The 16568-nt window shown below is 44.3% G+C and carries 16 protein-coding genes; 8 read left to right on the top strand and 8 right to left on the bottom strand.

All coding sequences use genetic code 11. From position 1 onward, the window contains the following. Positions 1-97: 97 nt before the first annotated feature. A complete protein-coding gene (locus AB4Z08_RS26540; protein ID WP_441576808.1) occupies positions 98-919 on the bottom strand; it encodes an alpha/beta fold hydrolase in 822 nt (273 codons plus the stop codon). A 128-nt stretch (positions 920-1047) separates the two neighbouring features. On the opposite strand from AB4Z08_RS26540, the gene AB4Z08_RS26535 reads away from it, so the two are divergent. Next, positions 1048-1791 (top strand): hypothetical protein, encoded by a 744-nt coding sequence (locus AB4Z08_RS26535; RefSeq protein WP_441576807.1) that lies wholly within the window; start codon positions 1048-1050, stop codon positions 1789-1791. A gap of 389 nt (positions 1792-2180) precedes the next feature. On the opposite strand, the gene bioB is transcribed toward AB4Z08_RS26535, so the two are convergent. Both bioB and AB4Z08_RS26525 read right to left on the bottom strand, forming a co-directional pair. Further along, positions 2181-3164, bottom strand: a complete 984-nt coding sequence (gene bioB / locus AB4Z08_RS26530; RefSeq protein WP_441576806.1) for a biotin synthase BioB — start codon at positions 3162-3164, stop codon at positions 2181-2183. 41 nt (positions 3165-3205) lie between these two features. After that, on the bottom strand, positions 3206-3817 hold the full coding sequence (locus tag AB4Z08_RS26525; RefSeq protein WP_441576805.1) for a hypothetical protein: 612 nt from the start codon (positions 3815-3817) through the stop codon (positions 3206-3208). Between the two features lie 259 nt (positions 3818-4076). Between AB4Z08_RS26525 and AB4Z08_RS26520 the strand changes: the two genes are divergently transcribed. Continuing rightward, positions 4077-5570 (top strand): aminotransferase-like domain-containing protein, encoded by a 1494-nt coding sequence (locus AB4Z08_RS26520; protein ID WP_441576804.1) that lies wholly within the window; start codon positions 4077-4079, stop codon positions 5568-5570. Positions 5571-5689: 119 nt separating this feature from the next. Here the strand turns inward: AB4Z08_RS26520 and AB4Z08_RS26515 are convergent, their stop codons facing one another. Beyond that, positions 5690-6424 (bottom strand): SDR family NAD(P)-dependent oxidoreductase, encoded by a 735-nt coding sequence (locus AB4Z08_RS26515; protein WP_441576803.1) that lies wholly within the window; start codon positions 6422-6424, stop codon positions 5690-5692. Positions 6425-6643: 219 nt separating this feature from the next. Here AB4Z08_RS26515 and AB4Z08_RS26510 point away from each other — a divergent pair, with 219 nt between their 5' ends. Both AB4Z08_RS26510 and AB4Z08_RS26505 read left to right on the top strand, forming a co-directional pair. Continuing rightward, entirely contained in the window at positions 6644-7771 is a 1128-nt protein-coding gene (locus AB4Z08_RS26510; RefSeq protein ID WP_441576802.1) for a TlpA family protein disulfide reductase, read from the top strand. A gap of 25 nt (positions 7772-7796) precedes the next feature. Further along, complete coding sequence (locus AB4Z08_RS26505) at positions 7797-8648, top strand: hypothetical protein (protein ID WP_441576801.1); 852 nt, start codon at positions 7797-7799, stop codon at positions 8646-8648. A 188-nt stretch (positions 8649-8836) separates the two neighbouring features. On the opposite strand, the gene AB4Z08_RS26500 is transcribed toward AB4Z08_RS26505, so the two are convergent. The 3 genes from AB4Z08_RS26500 to AB4Z08_RS26490 all read right to left on the bottom strand — a co-directional run bounded on the left by AB4Z08_RS26500 (position 8837) and on the right by AB4Z08_RS26490 (position 10815). Next, the gene (locus tag AB4Z08_RS26500; RefSeq protein ID WP_441576800.1) at positions 8837-9592 is read right to left on the bottom strand and encodes an SDR family oxidoreductase; all 756 of its coding nucleotides are present in this window, start codon (positions 9590-9592) and stop codon (positions 8837-8839) included. A gap of 69 nt (positions 9593-9661) precedes the next feature. Then, positions 9662-10234 carry a Crp/Fnr family transcriptional regulator gene (locus AB4Z08_RS26495; protein ID WP_441576799.1) on the bottom strand — a complete coding sequence of 191 codons (573 nt, stop codon included), beginning with the start codon at positions 10232-10234 and terminating at the stop codon, positions 9662-9664. Continuing rightward, positions 10231-10815: a Crp/Fnr family transcriptional regulator gene (locus tag AB4Z08_RS26490; protein WP_441576798.1), complete on the bottom strand. Its 585-nt coding sequence runs from the start codon at positions 10813-10815 to the stop codon at positions 10231-10233. The genes AB4Z08_RS26495 and AB4Z08_RS26490 overlap by 4 nt, the downstream gene beginning before the upstream one ends. A 156-nt stretch (positions 10816-10971) precedes the next feature. Here AB4Z08_RS26490 and AB4Z08_RS26485 point away from each other — a divergent pair, with 156 nt between their 5' ends. From AB4Z08_RS26485 to AB4Z08_RS26470, 4 genes are all read left to right on the top strand, one after another. Next, a complete protein-coding gene (locus AB4Z08_RS26485; RefSeq protein WP_441576797.1) occupies positions 10972-11487 on the top strand; it encodes a hypothetical protein in 516 nt (171 codons plus the stop codon). A gap of 2 nt (positions 11488-11489) precedes the next feature. Beyond that, positions 11490-11699, top strand: coding sequence for a helix-turn-helix domain-containing protein (locus tag AB4Z08_RS26480; protein WP_441576796.1), 210 nt, complete (start codon positions 11490-11492; stop codon positions 11697-11699). A 74-nt stretch (positions 11700-11773) separates the two neighbouring features. After that, positions 11774-12643, top strand: a complete 870-nt coding sequence (locus AB4Z08_RS26475; RefSeq protein ID WP_441576795.1) for an ABC transporter ATP-binding protein — start codon at positions 11774-11776, stop codon at positions 12641-12643. A 3-nt stretch (positions 12644-12646) separates the two neighbouring features. Then, complete coding sequence (locus AB4Z08_RS26470) at positions 12647-15811, top strand: M1 family aminopeptidase (RefSeq protein WP_441576794.1); 3165 nt, start codon at positions 12647-12649, stop codon at positions 15809-15811. Between the two features lie 5 nt (positions 15812-15816). Here the strand turns inward: AB4Z08_RS26470 and AB4Z08_RS26465 are convergent, their stop codons facing one another. After that, positions 15817-16566: a DeoR/GlpR family DNA-binding transcription regulator gene (locus AB4Z08_RS26465; protein ID WP_441576793.1), complete on the bottom strand. Its 750-nt coding sequence runs from the start codon at positions 16564-16566 to the stop codon at positions 15817-15819. Positions 16567-16568 lie beyond the last annotated feature (2 nt).

Genomic DNA, 16568 nt, shown 5'->3' with positions numbered 1-16568 from the left:
TAATACACATTGGTTGCTCCTGAAATAACAAAAAACCTGCGCAATGCGCAGGTTTCCCGTTTCTTTAATAATTCCCGTATCAGAGGAATCGAACATCTTAAGACTTAATAAATGCCAGGAGATCCTTATTGATCGTTGCCGCTTCTGTAGTAGGCATACCATGAGGAAAGCCCGGATATGAAATAAGCTTTCCATTCTTTAAAAGAGCGGCAGCCTTGGGTGCGGAAATGGGGTATGGAACGATCTGGTCATCTTCACCATGCATTACCAGCACAGGAATATCCACACTTTTAAGGTCTTCCGTAAAATCCGTTTCCGAGAAAGCCTTGATACAATCGTAATGCGCTTTAATAGCTCCCATCATTCCCTGCCGCCACCAATTGTCGCGAACACCCTGCGATATTTTTACGCCTTCACGGTTATAGCCATAAAAAGGAATCGTGAAATCCTGGAAATATTGTGTTCGTTGTGTGGCGGTGTTTTCCCTGATTTCATCGAAAACGGCTAACGGTACGCCATCCGGATTTTTGTCGGTTTTTACCATTTGTGGTGTTACAGCGCTGATGAGTACTGCTTTGGCCACACGGCCTTTTCCATATTTTGCCGCATAGCGGATGACTTCCCCTCCACCTGTAGAATGACCAACATGAATAGCATCTTTTAAATCAAGGGCGTTCGTAAGCTCCGCCACATCTGCCGCATAGGTGTCCATATCATGTCCGTTGGCAGTCTGGCTGGATCTTCCATGCCCTCTCCGGTCATGAGCAATTACCCGGTAGCCCTGGCTGAGGAAAAACATCATTTGCCCATCCCAATCATCACCGGACAAAGGCCAGCCATGATGAAAAACAATAGGTTGGCCTGTTCCCCAGTCCTTGTAGTAAATTTCGGTTCCGTCTTTTACTTTGATAGTACTCATTGGTTTGAATTTGAGTTAATGACTTTTAGGTTTTTTAGATTCAATCATTCAAAAACTATTAACCAAAAGATACCCATTTTAGTTTACCCCAGGGTTATGTTACCTTTATCTTATCAAAATAATCTCCTATGGCAAAGCAAATGTCTATCCTTCCCTTTACGGGAAAACTCGGCCCTCTCATTGGGTATAAACGCAATGGCGAATACTTCCTGGGCTCCATGCCGGAAAGCGTGCAGCAAACGGCTGCTACCCGCCGCGCATCCAGGCGCTTTGGCATCGCCAGCAGGAAAGGCGCTTTTATCCGGCATGCCTTCTACCCCCACCTGGACATCCATTGTGATGGCGGCCACATCAATCGGCTCAACAAGCTACTCATTGCTGCAGGCGATCATCACGCCGCCATCACAGGCTTCCGATTCAATCAGCATACCGGAATAGATCGTTTTTTTGCGGTGGCTCCCCGGCTTCTCCCTAACGGGATATTAAATATTCCCGCACAAACCATCGTGCAGCATAAAGATATGGCTGCGCTGGAAGTAAAAGTGATCGCAACGTGTATTGATTTCAGATCTCGTCTGGTGGAGGGCAGCGAAACAGTTGTACTCATGATTGATCCGGCTACTACTTTCCAGGAAACAAATGTTTCGCTGGAGGTACCCGGAGAAGGCTCATTGGTAGTAGTTTTCCAGGTAAGGGCGATGTACAGCGATGGCCCATCGGGCAACAAACAATATATGGCCGCCGATATTATTGCAGTGGCAGCACCACAGGTTCCCAAATATGCTAAAAAACGTACTTACCCAAAGCGGACGAAATTGCTTCCCAACCTTACCTATACTCACGCATATCCAGCTATCATTCAACTGGAATAAAGCGATCCTTGCCCCTGGAGATATTTTGATAAATAACCCCTTTATACCTGGTTTCTTTCAATAGTGTATTTCTTTCCGCAGCTACAGTCTGGTAGGGAAGGAGCCCTGCTATGGCCAGTGCTGACCTCCATTCGTCTGCTGATTCAATTTCATCAGGGTTATACATCCGGAACTCACCCCCACATCAAGTCCACCTCTCCTGCACTGCTTCTGTAGGTACTTAGCAGGTGCTAAGCATAGCATCGACGGAGCCTACATCATCATAATACACTTTTGCAGCTAATGATGGGTATGCTTAATGCACTATATCTTAAAAGCGTATTTAACAACAACGCCGCTTAAATCATATGATTTAAGCGGCGTTGTATTAATAAGTATTTATTATCGGGTCAACAGGCTGACACTTCTTTTTTACTCAACTTAGGTTCCAATCCCAGGGTTTGCAGCATCTTCATATCTTCTGTTACGCCTGGATTAGGTGTTACCAGCAGGGTTTGGCGCTCTCCTGTAAAGATGGAATTGGCGCCTGCCATGAAGCACCAGGCCTGTTCAGATTCAGTCATTTCTATGCGGCCCGCGGTGAGGCGCACGGTAGAAGCAGGCATTACAATTCTGGCGGTGGCAATCATACGCACCATATCCCAAGCATCTATTTTAGGATTATCTTCCAGCGGCGTGCCTTTCACTCTTGCCAGTGCATTAATGGGCACGGACTCCGGGTGTTTAGGCATGGTAGCCAGTGTGAGCAACATGGAAATCCGGTCGCGATGCGTTTCGCCTAAGCCGATAATACCACCGGAACATACGGTGATACCTGCTTTGCGGACGTTATTGATGGTATTGATCCGGTTATCGAATTTCCGGGTAGAAATAATTTCTTTATAGTATTCTTCTGACGTATCGAGATTGTGGTTATAGGCATACAGGCCTGCTTCCTGAAGGCGAATTGCCTGTTCTTCTGTGAGCATACCCAAAGTACAACATACTTCCAGGCCGAGGTCATTCACTCCTTTTACCATGTCTATCACGCGGTCGAAATCCTTGTTATCTCTTACTTCGCGCCAGGCGGCCGCCATGCAGAAACGGGTAGATCCGGTTTCTTTGGCTTTCCTGGCGTGCATGAGTACCGTTTCGGTAGACAACAACGCCTGTACTTTAATATCCGTATGATACCTGGCGGCCTGTCCGCAATAGGAACAGTCTTCCGGGCATCCGCCGGTTTTGATGGATAAAAGGGTACATACCTGTATTTCTTTGGCGGAATGCCGTTCCCGGTGTATGGTAGCTGCCTGGAAAACCAGTTCCAGCAAAGGCTGGTCGTAGATGGCCTGGATTTCTTCCAGCGTCCAGTCATTTCTGATAGCTGATGTCATCGTGCGTTATTGAGTGGATTATAAGTAGTGTATGAATATAGTTATGCGTACTGGTGCAGTTCCTGGCCAATAGCGGCCATCCACACGTCAAACAGCTGTTGTTCCAGGGCTTGAACGTGTTGCGCATGCGCTTCCCAGTCCGTAGCAAACCTGTTGAGCTGATTAATCATTTCTTCCAGGTGGCCTTCTTCCTCCACAATAATGGAACGTACCATTACTTTACTCTGCGCTTTATCAAGGGCGGCCTGGTATACCGGGTAAAGCAGGTCGGCGCGGACTTCTATCGCATAGGTTACAAAGAGGTAGGCGGCATATTTCAGCTGCTGCCCTTCCAGGCCGAAAGCGGTTTTCAGGTAACGGCAGGTTTGTACATCCAGTTGATGCAGGTAATGCCTGGTCTGATGAGGTGCCAGCAGTTCCTGCAGCTGATATGTTTTGCAGCTCTCTGTATCTATTTTTGCAATTTGTTTTTTCAGGTAATAGGCGTGGCGATGTTCTTCCGCCGCGTGTTTCAGCTGGATAAGGTCTACCGTGGTAAGATGCTCACAGGCAGATATTTTCCTGGCGCCGGCATTCTCCATAAAGGAAAGGGTATTTAACCACCTGGCGTGCAGGAAATCGCTACCAACAATCTGTTGCAGTAAATCTTGCATATTTAACTTGTTTCGGTTCAAAAGTAGTCGCTTACCGGATGGTTCCACTAGGCCAGTTTTTATATTTCAGCTAGTCCGGTTATTTTTCCGTTTCTCCTATAACCATATCTATAAGGGAGTATCCGATCCACAGTGGCTCATCTTCCTGTTACAAACTTTAACTTCCCATCTTTATATATTATATTAAAAACAATACAAAAGATTTTCCCCGTAAATAAAATATCTTGCCGGACTATTAGACCGTCTTATTAATGACAGCATGAGTAGTCCGCTTACTGTTCCATATAAAAGCTTTGTACAGATAGACCGGCAGTCAGGCACCGCCATCTATTTACAGATCGCCCACCAGCTGATCAACGCTATTCAGCGGGGTTTCCTGGTAACCGGCACCCGGCTGCCCGGCACCCGGCATTTCAGCGAACTACTGGAAGTAAACAGAAATACCATTGTAGCAGTATATGAAGAACTGGATGCCCAGGGTTGGGTACAAACAAGGCCCAACAAAGGCACCTTCATCATTGGCAAAATAGATCCCAGGCCGCAGAAGATCCGCAACGCCCAGGAAAACCAGTTGGCGCATTACCCAAAGGCAACCGGATTTTCTTTCCAGAAATCCAACCTGCTGGATAATCCCTTCGAACACTCTTCCTGTGAGTATGTATTCAATGACGGTACCCCCGATATCCGCCTTACCCAGATCAGTCATTTATCCAGCCTGTACAGCGCCAACCTGAAAAGAAAGAGTAACCATAAAAAACTAGGCTACTACAATCATGATGGCAGCGAATTTTTTAAGCAACACCTGTCTAATTACCTGAATCAGTCACGCGGCCTCCATATATCCAAAGACAATATCCTGATTACACGCAGCACAGAAATGAGTGTATTCATTACTTCCGAAATATTATTATCCCCTGGAGATATTGTATTGGTAGGATCATTGAGCTACTTTTCCGTGAACATGATTTTCCAGAAATCCGGCGCCACCATTATGTCTGTGCCCATTGATGAAGATGGTATTGATGTAGCAGCCGTACGCGATATCTGCAAGAAACATAAAATCCGGATGCTGTATATCACCCCGCACCACCACTACCCTACTACGGTCACATTAAGTGCTTCCCGCCGGATTGCCTTACTTCATCTGGCCACCGAGTTCGGATTTATTATCCTGGAAGATGACTACGATTACGATTTTCACTACGACAATAGTCCCCTGCTTCCCCTGGCCAGTGCCGACAGCAATGGCATGGTGATCTATATTGGTGCATTCGGTAAATCCTTGGCCCCCGGCTTCAGAACAGGGTTTATAGTTGCCCCGGAAAACCTGATGACAGAAATGAGAAAACATCTTGGCATCATCGACCGGCAAGGCGATGTACTGATGGAACAGGTATTGGGAGAAATGATCGAAGCAGGAGAAATTCACCGCTACCTGAAAAAATCACTTAAAATATACCAGGAGCGGCGGGATCATATTGTGGACATACTACAGGACCAGCTTCGCGAATTCATTGACTTCAAAAAACCGGCCGGCGGCCTCGCCGTATGGACCCGGTGGAAACAACCCATCAACCTCATGAAGCTGAGTAAAGCCTGCGCCAGGAATAACCTGTTTATTCCCAAAACCTTACTATACCAGCATAAAGAATTAACGGCGATGCGACTGGGATTCGGACATTTCACGCTACAGGAAGCGGAGAACAGTGTTCAGATATTGCGACAAGGAGTACTGGAGCAATGGGGAGGCTGATTTTCTTAGCTTTTAGCCATTAGCTTTTAGCTTTTAGCAAAATGCAGCGGAGATAAACATATATTTTTGCTTGAAAGATGGGCCTGCACCCTGTTTCATAGCAACCAATATTTTCGTCTTTATGGCAATCTGGCTACAAGCCGCTCCGGCATATACTTCAGTATCCGGTAAATAACTTTCCATTTAATACCCGGTACAATGGTGAAACTATTGCCGGCATTTACAATGGTACGGGCAATAAATGAAGGCTCCATCAGTAACGATTCCGGGAGGTCTAATCCGGCGGTCATCTTGCTGCGGATATATCCTGCAACGATCACGTTAACAATAATTTTCCGGGAAAACAGGTATTGTCTTAGTCCTGCCAGGTACTGTGTAAATGCCGCCTTCGTACTTCCGTAAACGAAGTTGCTTTTACGTCCCCGCACGCCGGAAAGGGAAGATAACCCGATAATCCTTTCCAGGTGATTATTGTCACTATCTTTTATAATGAGATTAATAATAGATACGGCGCCGGCATAATGTACCTGCATCATCCGGTAGCTACCCTCCCAGTCCAGCAGCGCCTGTTCATTCGTTACCTGGAAGCCGGCGGCATATATAACAATGTGCGGTTTGGCAGGTAATGCAGCATAGAATGCAGCATGATCTCCAAAAGCAGTAGCATCAAAGTAGCAAATAGTCAGCAGTTGCCGGGGCATATTCCTGGCTTCCATAAATAAAGCTATTTCCGCTGTGCTGCGGGAAGCTGCTATAACATGATATCCCTTTTCCAGGTACAACAGGATAACTTCTTTTGCTACATCGGAATTGGCGCCGAGAACAAGAACCGTTTTGGTAACATACAGACTCATAGACCGTAAAAATAGTCAATAGAACTACAGCTTACAATGCCGGAGTGCAAAAGTGACCATTAAATCCATCACAGAAAAATAACTACGAAATATTCGTAGTTATTACTATCTTGAATATCGATAGGAAATTACCTGTTCGAAAATGCCACGAAAAACACTCACCGTCTAAAGCTTTTAACAGAAATGATTTACTTCAGCAAGAAGCTTATCAAGCTATGTGTGTCCGTCACATTTGTCTTATCCTGCCTGAATGTGAATGCACAGGAGGCTTTGCACCAAGTGCAGCAAACAATTGATAAAATTGAAAGCTATGACAACTTCAGCTATCAATATATTCTCAAGCAAAAGGAATATACCAGTGATACGTTAATCATACAATACAACGATATTTTTTCAAAAGCTCCTGAAGATAAAAACTTCGGCTACCTGTTTAACAGGGAACTTACCATTAAAGGCAATAAGTTTCCTTCAGCCACACTATATAATGGGCAAAAATTAATGAGCATAAGTTATGCAGACAGCTCTTATACCATGAAAGCAATCAATGCCCACGCTATTCAGGGTTCACTACTTGAATTCCTGAAAAATATAAAAGGTTTCATAGTAAGAAAACCATCTGAAATCGTTGGTGATACCACCATCAATAATGTTACCTGTTCTCATTTAATTGTTAATACCTACGACACTATCATCAATAAAGAGCATTTTTATACCTCTTTTAACCTGTTCTTTGAGAAGTCATCGGATATGCTAAACTGTGTAATCATCAAATCAAGGAGCACAGGTATTGGCGATGGCATCTCAGACTATTATTCAGCAACCCGCTACACTGACTATAAATTTAACCAGGACAATATTGATATTTCGTCCATGACGATTCCGCAGGGATTTCAGCAGGAGAAAGAGCGATCAGCCTTATTAGGTGTAGGCGAGGTGGCGCCCAACTGGACATTATCTGATGCGAATGGCAAAAAAATGTCTTTAACACAAATGAAAGGCAAAGTTGTAATGATGGATTTCTTTTTTATTGGTTGTGGCCCTTGTATGCGTTCGCTAAAGCCATTGAACAACCTTCATGAAAAATATAAAAACCAGCAGGTTGCAATGGCCAGCATCACCAATAGAGACAGTAAAAAAGCAATTCTGGAGTTTCAGCAACAATACAAAATCAAAAATCCTGTTTATATTAATGCGGATGATGTAGTCAAATCATATCACGTAACAGGCTTTCCTACTTTCTATTTTATTGACAAAGAAGGAAAAGTCGCAGCAGTAATTGAAGGGTATGAAGATAATTTCGAAGAGAAAGCCATTTCAATCATTAATGATTTGCTTGGCAAAAAATAAATCCTGACAGTTCAAACATTACTTAATGAACAAGTATATCGTATTGATATTTATAATTACCGCCTGCAATACGCCTGAGAAGGAAAAATTTAACACGATCGATTATGTTACTGTAGGTAAAATGATGGATACTATCAAGCCTCCGTACGTTATAGATCTTTCCAGGAATCACAAGCGGCTCGTGTTTATAGGCTGCGATCACAACAGGGATAGTACCCATCCGCAATTTAAAGTGATAGAAAAATACTTTAACGATCTTCAACCAGCGCTGGCCTTTAATGAAGGTGGACAGGTAGCCGACAGCGTACATTTTACCTCCCTGAACGAGGCTGCCTCCCGGAAAGGCGAAATAGGCGCATTGAAGTACCTGAGCGATAAAGCGGGTATCCATATGATGAATGGTGACGTGGACGACAGCACAGAGTATGCCATTACACTGAAACAATATCCCCAGGATCAGCTGTTACTTTATTACCTGATGGAACGACTCGTAATCCCTTATCTATACGGCGCATATGGAAACGGATCGTTTGAGGAATTATACCACAAAGCCATCGATAAATGGTTTATAAACAATGGCTTCCCTATATCCGAAAAACAAAAATCCTTTGATTATTTCAAACAACTATATCAACACTATACCGGCGCTCCTTTTGAACTAAAGATCACGTCCGAGGTGGAGAAATTTGATTACATCAATGGCGGTGATTGCAGATTCTGTGCCATTGGCCGTGGATCAAAAATGATAAGGGATAGCATATTGCTTCATAAAATAGATGAGGCCTTAGATAAATATGACCGGGTAATTGTCACTTTCGGACATGGTCATGCCATAGCACTGAAACCCGCTTTAAAACAGCTGCTGGATAGAAAATGATTGTTAAACCCAGCTCTATTTTAGCTTCATTTTTAACGCCGCAATCTATGGCGGTCAATCTACAAATAGTAATACCCTCAGTTGCATTAGTATTGGTTACGTTATAAGCAGTATTTGCTTTACATTTTAAAACACCCTGGCAGTATCCGAAAGGTTTCGGATACTGCCAGGGCTTCGGTAACTCCAGTCTATCGCTGATTTTCAGGGACAGCGATCCATTCCGAGTATTTTGTGGGCCCCAGGTAAACGGCCTTTTCAGGTGCCAGGGTATCGGTGTCCAGTGGCGCACCGGAATACAATGCTTTGGCGTCTGTTTTCACCTCATTATTTTTCCGGGTAGCCTGTGCATATTGACTGATCCATGCCCTCATATCAAACTTTTCAGGTCCGCCGATTTCCAGGATGGTATTCACTGGTTTGGAGACGGCTGTTTGTGCCATGAAGGCGGCCACGTCTTTACTTGCAATCGGCTGAATATTGGCATCCGGTAAACGCACTACCCCGTCTGCCAGACTCATCTGAAAAATGCCGCCGGCAAATTCATAGAATTGTGTGGCATGAACGATGGTGTAAGGTATGCCTGATGCTTTGATCATATCTTCCTGCACCTGTTTGGCCCGGAAATAACCACTTGCCTGCAACTTTTGGGTGCCCACTACCGACAAGGCAATATGATGCTGCACGCCGGCGGCTTTTTCGGCAGCCATTAGGTTTTCATTGGCAGTTTTGAAAAAGTTCATCACAGCCGTATCTTCAAAAGATGGCGAGTTGGATACATCCACCACCACCTGCGCGCCCTGTAATACTTCGGACAAACCTTCGCCGGTGAGTGTGTTTACACCTTTATTGGGTGAAGCCGCAATGATTTCATGCCCGGTATCCTGCAATAAGGCGACTAACTGGCTACCAATAAGGCCGGTACCGCCGATAACTACTATTTTCATCTTGCATTTTTTTGAATGATCTGATGATGCAAAGATGAACAACCCTGTACCGGAAAAACTTAAGCTGGTTTAAGAAATGTAGGTATCCTGCAGTATTTGTAAAGTTTCGGGCGAAACGCCCATGTACGAAGCAAAAATAGGATCGGGAATTCTTTGAATGACGGTAGGATAGGTTTTACGGAAATGATGGTAAAAGTCTTCTTTAGATATGGTAGCATATGTTTTTTGTTTGAACAGGGCGGCTCCATAGGCGCGCTCATGAATCTTATTGAAGTACAATGCCATGAAAGGGAATTGCAAAAGCAGCGCTTCATAGTTTGCCCTGGTGAGACAGGTGATTTCCGAATCTTCCATAGCGGCAATAGCATATACCGCCGGCTGACCATCACAAAAGGTTTTATAGTCTGTTAACCACCAGTTCTCCAATGCAAAATGGACTACCTGTTTTTGATCGTTGTGATGATAAAATAAGTAAAGGCATCCGCTATTGACAAAATAAATGTTGTTGCAAGCCTCCTTTTCATGTAACAGTATGGCATCTTTTTTTACGTTTATTGTTTGAAAGAAAGCCTTCATTTGTTCCTGCGGTATAGTAAATCCGGGCAGAAGTTGTTGGACATGGTGATGTAACTGTTCGGTCATATGTGTCTGTTTTCCGTTCTTTTTTTTCGCAACTCACTTAAATATTCCGGTGTGAAACCCAAAAAAGAGGCGAGTATTTTTTGTGGGATCCGCTGGGCAAATTCCGGGTATTTGGATGCGAAGAGTTCGTAAAATTCGTTTTTCGGCATCCTGGATATCATCCGTACCCGATGCAGGGATGCCGCATAGGCGCGCTCGTACATGAGGCGGAAATATTTTTCCATTAAAGGAATTTCCTCCAGCAACAAGGCGTAGTTTTTAGCATTCAGGGCTAATACTTCAGTAGCTTCCAGTGCCTGGATGCTGTATGCCGATCTTCGTCCGGACCGGAATGCATCGAGGTCCGTCATCCACCAGTTTTCCAGGGCAAACTGCAATGTTTGCTCCAAACCGTTGTTATCAGTGAAAAACAAACGCAGGCAGCCCTTTACCACGAAAAAATAAGCCGTACAAAGCTTGTCTTCCTCCTGTAACAGGTCTTTTTTCCGGAACGACTGTGTATCAAAAAACGACAGGATCTTTTCTCCGTCTATCTCCCGGCTGCCCGTCATTACCTGGATATGTTGTATCAGTGGATGCATGTGTAAGACAAAAATACCAATATATTAAAAATGCGGTTTGCTTCCTTTCCATCTCCCATAAAAAAAGAAATAAAAAAAGAATGAAATACAGCAATTAATTATCGTTTTACGATAATTAATTATTAATTTTGAACTATCAATCTAAAAATAACAAAAATGACCCGAGTAAAAGCAGTTTCCAAAATACTGCATTATATCAGTAAAATATTAGCGTTGGGGTATCTCATCACCATCCTGTATTCCATTATTTGTTTATTGACCAATTGGGGCATACAGTACTACGGTGAGGGAAAATACCTGCATATCCTCTATATGTTTACAGACACGCCTTTCCTCAATATAGACAATAACCCTTCTTATATTATTTTCTCGTTCCTGCTACCGCTCAGCTTATACACGTTGTTCTTCTGGCTGGCAGCCAATGTGTTTAAAGTATTTTACCAGCCGAAACTATTCTCTTCGCAAAATATTGTTCACCTGAGAAGGTTCTACCTGTTCAATATCATCGCACCTGGCGTATCTGCTGCATTCTCCAGCATTTTTGTGCCATTGGAAAGTATCATCTGGGCGCTGATCACCCTGCATTTGTTCCTGGGCATTTTTGCTTATTTTCTTGCGGCTATATTTAAACAAGGATTGCAATTACAAAACGAACAGGAGTTATTCATATAGTTATGCCAATTATCATAAATATTGATGTGATGCTTGCTAAGCGCAAAATGCAAAGCAAAGAACTGGCGGAAAGTTTAGGAATTACACCGGCCAATTTGTCCATACTTAAAACCGGTAAAGCTAAAGGTATACGATTTGATACCCTGGAAACTATCTGCAAAATTCTGCAATGCCAGCCCGGAGATATTATAGAGTATAGAGAGAACGAATAATCCATCCATATAACAGGTTGTAAAAGCAATGGCTAACCATTGCATGGGATCGTATTGTCTAAACACGCCATCATATGAACAAACTTTCTATCAGTCAGCTTTCGCTCACGTATAAGCACCGCGTTAAAGCCCTCCGTAATGTTTCACTGGAAATCACCAATGGTATGTTCGGCTTATTGGGGCCAAACGGTGCGGGTAAATCATCTCTCCTGAAAACTATTGTGGGCTTACAAAAACCCGATAACGGCGAGATCATTTTTAACGAAGTAGATGTGATAAAAAATCCGTCATTCATCAGGAGACAGCTCGGTTTTTTACCCCAGGATTTTGGTGTTTACCCTAAAACCTCCGCTTATGACCTGCTGCAGCACCTCGCAGTACTTAAAGGCATTAGCCATGCCGCAGAACGGAAAGCACAAATTCTGAGCTTACTCGAAAAAGTGAATTTGTATCACGTAAAAGACAAAGAAGTACATACTTTTTCTGGTGGGATGAAACAACGTTTTGGGGTCGCTCAAACATTACTGGGAAACCCACGGATTATTATAGTAGATGAACCCACGGCCGGATTGGATCCGGAAGAACGGAACCGGTTCAATACGCTCCTGAGTGAAATAAGTGAAAAGGTCATCGTTATACTTTCCACCCATCTGGTAGAAGATGTACGAAACCTTTGCTCTCAAATGGCGGTAATAAAAAACGGTGCGTTAGTGGCTATCGGCAGCCCAGCGGAAATGATATGGAGGTTGCGCGGGAAGGTATGGACCAGGCAAATCCATCCATCCGAATTAGCATCCTATCAGTCTTCCTGCCAGGTCATCAGCCAGCAGCTCATAGAAAGAGCCATGCATATTGCTGTTTACTCCGGGGAGCCCCCTGAAGGCTTCTCTGCATTGCCTCCTACACTGGAACATGTTTATTTCCACACCCTCTATCACCCATAACATATGAAAGCTATTTTCCTTTTTGATATCACAGGATATACCAAAGGATTAACGGGCTACCTGGTAGCCGCCAGCCTGCTGGGTATTGGTATATTCGCAGGTGCGGAGTTCCACCTGAATATAGGCGATGGCGTATACCTTAACTCGCCTTATACTATCGGCTTCATGCTGGGCATGCTGAGTCTTTCCGTCATTTTTTTGGCTACTGTTTTTGCGCAGCAATTGCTTTTTAAAGAGTGGGATACCAATTTTGATCTTATCCTGTTTGCCACACCGGTTGGCAAAGGCAATTTCGCCGGTGGGCGCTTTCTGTCGCTATTAACGCTTACGCTTATCAGCTTCTTACTGTTAACAACCGGGTTTGCCATAGGACAGCAAACAAGAACAGATTCGGCCATGCTGCCCGGCATGCATCTTCTTCATTACGTATATCCGTTCATTTTGTTCGGTGGCTTCAACAGTCTGTTCGTTTGCAGTTTCCTGTTCTTCATCGCATGGGGTACGAGAAGCAAACTGCTGACGGCCGTGGGCGGCTTACTTTTGTACGTGCTGTATATGGTAATTTTGCTGTTCTCCAACTCACCATTCATGGCGCAAGCCGCTCCCCAGTCTTTGGCAGCACAGCAAATATCCGCCATCACAGATCCTTTCGGGCTATCCGCCTACTTCTATGCCAGCAGAAATTTTTCTGTAAGTCAACGTAATACCGTCCTGACACCGCTATCGGGATATTTACTGGTAAACCGGCTGATAACCCTGGCAATATCAGGGATCTGCTTTCTGCTTGGCTACATCAGCTTTTCGTACACCCGAAAAAGACAAATAAAAAAGGAGACCACCTTCTCCGCAGCAGCATCCCCCTTCCATCCCGATCTTTCTATTACAACAACATATAATATCAGAGCACAGCTACAATCGATATGGTCGTTTATAAAAATGGATTTGAACCATACCCTCAAAAATATTCCATTCACCGCTACCGCCGTGATCCTGCTTTTTCATATAGCGATGGAGATGTATGCAGCCATAGAAAAGGGCATCCGCCTGCCACAACAATATGCCAGCTCGGGGCTGATGGCGACTACCATTTCTAAAAACTTCCATCTGATAGGCGTGCTGCTAATGGTCTATTTCGTAAATGATATGTTCTGGAAAAGCAGGGCGGTAAAATTCTCTCCGATAGAAAATACGACCGCTCACCATTCATTCAAACAATGGGCACACTGGTGCAGCAGTGCGATGCTCCTATGCTGTTATACCATACTGGTCATTATGCTCGGGCTGATCTTCCAGGTAACTTACCAATATCCACGGATTGACTGGCCGGCTTATGCAGGCGTAGTAATCTTCTGTACCTGTCCCCTGTTGCTGCTAACTGGATGCCTGTTGTTAATCAACCAGCTGATACGCGGCAAATATATTGCCTTAGGTGTGTGCTTACTGACGGCGCTGACAATCGCCAGCCCCTTATCAAAAAAATTCATCGCCACTCCTCTTCTCCGCTTCTTTTCTGGCTTTAATGGAACTTATAGTGATTTCAACGGCTACGGAGCATATTTACCTTCCTTTGTTGAAAGACTGGTATTCGGCGCCGGTGTGATTGGTATACTGTGGATGATTTACGATGTCGTAAAAAATAAGCGGTTAAAGATCGCTGCTCTTGTCAGCATGCTGGCTTTAGCCACCATCAGCCTGTTTTCCGGGAAAGCGTTTATGCGGGAATACCTTCCTGGAGATAGGACGGCGGAGATGGAAGCAGCGGCCCGCTACGAAAAAAAGTACCGAAAGTACGCGTCTATGCCACAACCTACTATTACAGCGGTAAATACCAGCATCGATCTATATCCCGGCAAGAGGGCATATACAATAACGGGAAAGTATATTATCAAAAATCTGACAACCCAATCCGTCCCAAAAATACTCATCAATTTTGATGATGGATTCAACATCACGAATACCAGTTACGCTTCGCAGAATGAGGTGATACCAATTAATGATGCCGTTTCTGAACTTGCGCTAACGCGTCCATTACAGCCAAACGACAGTGCCTGTATTCGTTTTGAGATGTCGTACCATTGGGTGGCTGTCAACGGCCATCAGCCATTCAACGCCATCATTGAAAATGGTTCCTTTATGCGCATCAGCCGTTACTACCCTCAAATTGGATATCAATCACAAAACGAAGTAGCCGATAGTTTGCAACGGAAACAGTTAGCCCTGGGAGCACCTACTCCGGTGAAGCCAGTGGATGCACCTAAGTCTTCTACTCCAGATTTTATCGATTTGGATATGGTCATTTCAACGGAACATCAACAAAGGGCTATCGGTACCGGGGAGCTCATAAAGCAATGGCAGCAGGGCGACAGGAATTACTTTCACTACCGGACAAATGCGCCCATTCCTTTTCGCTTTGCCGTTTCATCCGCACATTACAGCATGCGGCACACCACGCACCGTGGAATTGAGATCAACGTTTGTTACCAGCCAAAACATGATGAAAATGTTGACCATTTAATTTCCTGCGCGAAACGCACACTGGATTATTGTCAGGAAAACTTTGGCCCGTATCCGTTCCGCGCCATCACCTTTGCCGAGATATCATCCTTCACCAGTGGTTTTGCTGCCACCGCGTATCCCGCAAATATTTTTATGGCAGAGAACATGCTTTTTCATGCAAATATCAAAGCAGATCAACAACAGGATGTGATTAATGAATTGGCAGGACATGAACTCTCTCATTTATGGTGGGGCAATAACCAGATAGATCCCGACAACAGGGAAGGCGCTGCTATGCTGACCGAAACACTGGCCATGTATACAGAGATGATGTTGTACAAAAAAATGTATGGCCGGGAAAAAATGATGGAGAAAGTAAAAGTCCACCAGCAGATCTATGATATGGAAAAAGGCTTTTCGAAAAATCAGCCCTTATATAAAGTGCTGGATCAGCAAACGCATATCTCTTATTCAAAAGGAGCCATCATTATGGTGAAGCTCAGCGAGATGATAGGCGAAAATAAAGTAAATGAAGCATTGAAAAATTTCCTTCAACGAAATAAATATCCTCAGCCCAAACCGGTTTCTACTGACCTGATTACAGAGCTATTAAAGGTGAGTGAAGAAAAGTATCACCGGGAGATTAAAAGCATGTTCATGGACATCATTTAAAAGCATCAAAGCAGCTCCATATCCAGGTGCTGATAAGGTGAGAGGAAATGATTATCGGGGTCAAGTTCTGTGATCAGGTAATTGATCAGGTTAAGATCACACACTTTCATGCGCTGGGAAGAATTCAGTTTTTCTGCGATGCTGATGATCGCCAGTTTTTTGGCAGCGCGGATCATTGCTCGTTTTACCTGTACCACTTCCCAATCTGAATCTGTCATCCCGTCCTGTACGGAGAAACCGTTGGCGCCTAACAGGCAAAGATCCACTTTAATATCTGCCAGCTGGTTGATCACGCTGGCGCCCAGATGAACGTGTGAGCTGGGAGAAAGCTGGCCACCGATGCTGATAACGGTAAGGTTGCGGTGTTCTACCAGTTCGAGTGCCACCAGGGGGCTAATGGTAAAAAAAGTAACACGCAGGTTTTCCGGGATACTTTTGGCCAGTTCAATCATGGTGGTACCTCCTCCGGTCAGCACTACCATATCATTTTTCAGCAGCCTGATGATCTTTTGGGCAATCTGTTGTTTGGCTGACTGTGCATACACGGTATTGTCTGCATTAAACGGGTAATGAAAGGAGCGGCCGATAGCGCCACCATGCACTTTTAATACCTTTCCTTCCTCCGCCATCTCTTTCAGATCCCGCCGAACCGTATCTTCTGAAATACTCAACATGGAGCTGATATCTGTTGATAATACTTTGTTGTGCAGGTTGATTTGCCTCATGATAAAGGCCTGGCGCTCTTTTTTCAACATTA

Source organism: Chitinophaga sp. RAB17, from assembly GCF_052114225.1.
Taxonomy (GTDB): domain Bacteria; phylum Bacteroidota; class Bacteroidia; order Chitinophagales; family Chitinophagaceae; genus Chitinophaga.
This window is presented reverse-complemented; position numbering and strand designations above follow the sequence as displayed.

What these genes read in the sequence shown, in the direction of transcription:
- AB4Z08_RS26470 (WP_441576794.1), top strand. Translation starts at nt 12,647, where the DNA reads ATGAAAGCTATTTTCCTTTTTGATATCACAGGATATACCAAAGGATTA.
- AB4Z08_RS26465 (WP_441576793.1), bottom strand. Translation starts at nt 16,566, where the DNA reads ATGTTGAAAAAAGAGCGCCAGGCCTTTATCATGAGGCAAATCAACCTG.
- AB4Z08_RS26520 (WP_441576804.1), top strand. Translation starts at nt 4,077, where the DNA reads ATGAGTAGTCCGCTTACTGTTCCATATAAAAGCTTTGTACAGATAGAC.
- AB4Z08_RS26490 (WP_441576798.1), bottom strand. Translation starts at nt 10,815, where the DNA reads ATGCATCCACTGATACAACATATCCAGGTAATGACGGGCAGCCGGGAG.
- AB4Z08_RS26515 (WP_441576803.1), bottom strand. Translation starts at nt 6,424, where the DNA reads ATGAGTCTGTATGTTACCAAAACGGTTCTTGTTCTCGGCGCCAATTCC.
- bioB (WP_441576806.1), bottom strand. Translation starts at nt 3,164, where the DNA reads ATGACATCAGCTATCAGAAATGACTGGACGCTGGAAGAAATCCAGGCC.
- AB4Z08_RS26475 (WP_441576795.1), top strand. Translation starts at nt 11,774, where the DNA reads ATGAACAAACTTTCTATCAGTCAGCTTTCGCTCACGTATAAGCACCGC.
- AB4Z08_RS26485 (WP_441576797.1), top strand. Translation starts at nt 10,972, where the DNA reads ATGACCCGAGTAAAAGCAGTTTCCAAAATACTGCATTATATCAGTAAA.
- AB4Z08_RS26525 (WP_441576805.1), bottom strand. Translation starts at nt 3,817, where the DNA reads ATGCAAGATTTACTGCAACAGATTGTTGGTAGCGATTTCCTGCACGCC.
- AB4Z08_RS26495 (WP_441576799.1), bottom strand. Translation starts at nt 10,234, where the DNA reads ATGACCGAACAGTTACATCACCATGTCCAACAACTTCTGCCCGGATTT.
- AB4Z08_RS26535 (WP_441576807.1), top strand. Translation starts at nt 1,048, where the DNA reads ATGGCAAAGCAAATGTCTATCCTTCCCTTTACGGGAAAACTCGGCCCT.
- AB4Z08_RS26540 (WP_441576808.1), bottom strand. Translation starts at nt 919, where the DNA reads ATGAGTACTATCAAAGTAAAAGACGGAACCGAAATTTACTACAAGGAC.
- AB4Z08_RS26505 (WP_441576801.1), top strand. Translation starts at nt 7,797, where the DNA reads ATGAACAAGTATATCGTATTGATATTTATAATTACCGCCTGCAATACG.
- AB4Z08_RS26500 (WP_441576800.1), bottom strand. Translation starts at nt 9,592, where the DNA reads ATGAAAATAGTAGTTATCGGCGGTACCGGCCTTATTGGTAGCCAGTTA.
- AB4Z08_RS26480 (WP_441576796.1), top strand. Translation starts at nt 11,490, where the DNA reads ATGCCAATTATCATAAATATTGATGTGATGCTTGCTAAGCGCAAAATG.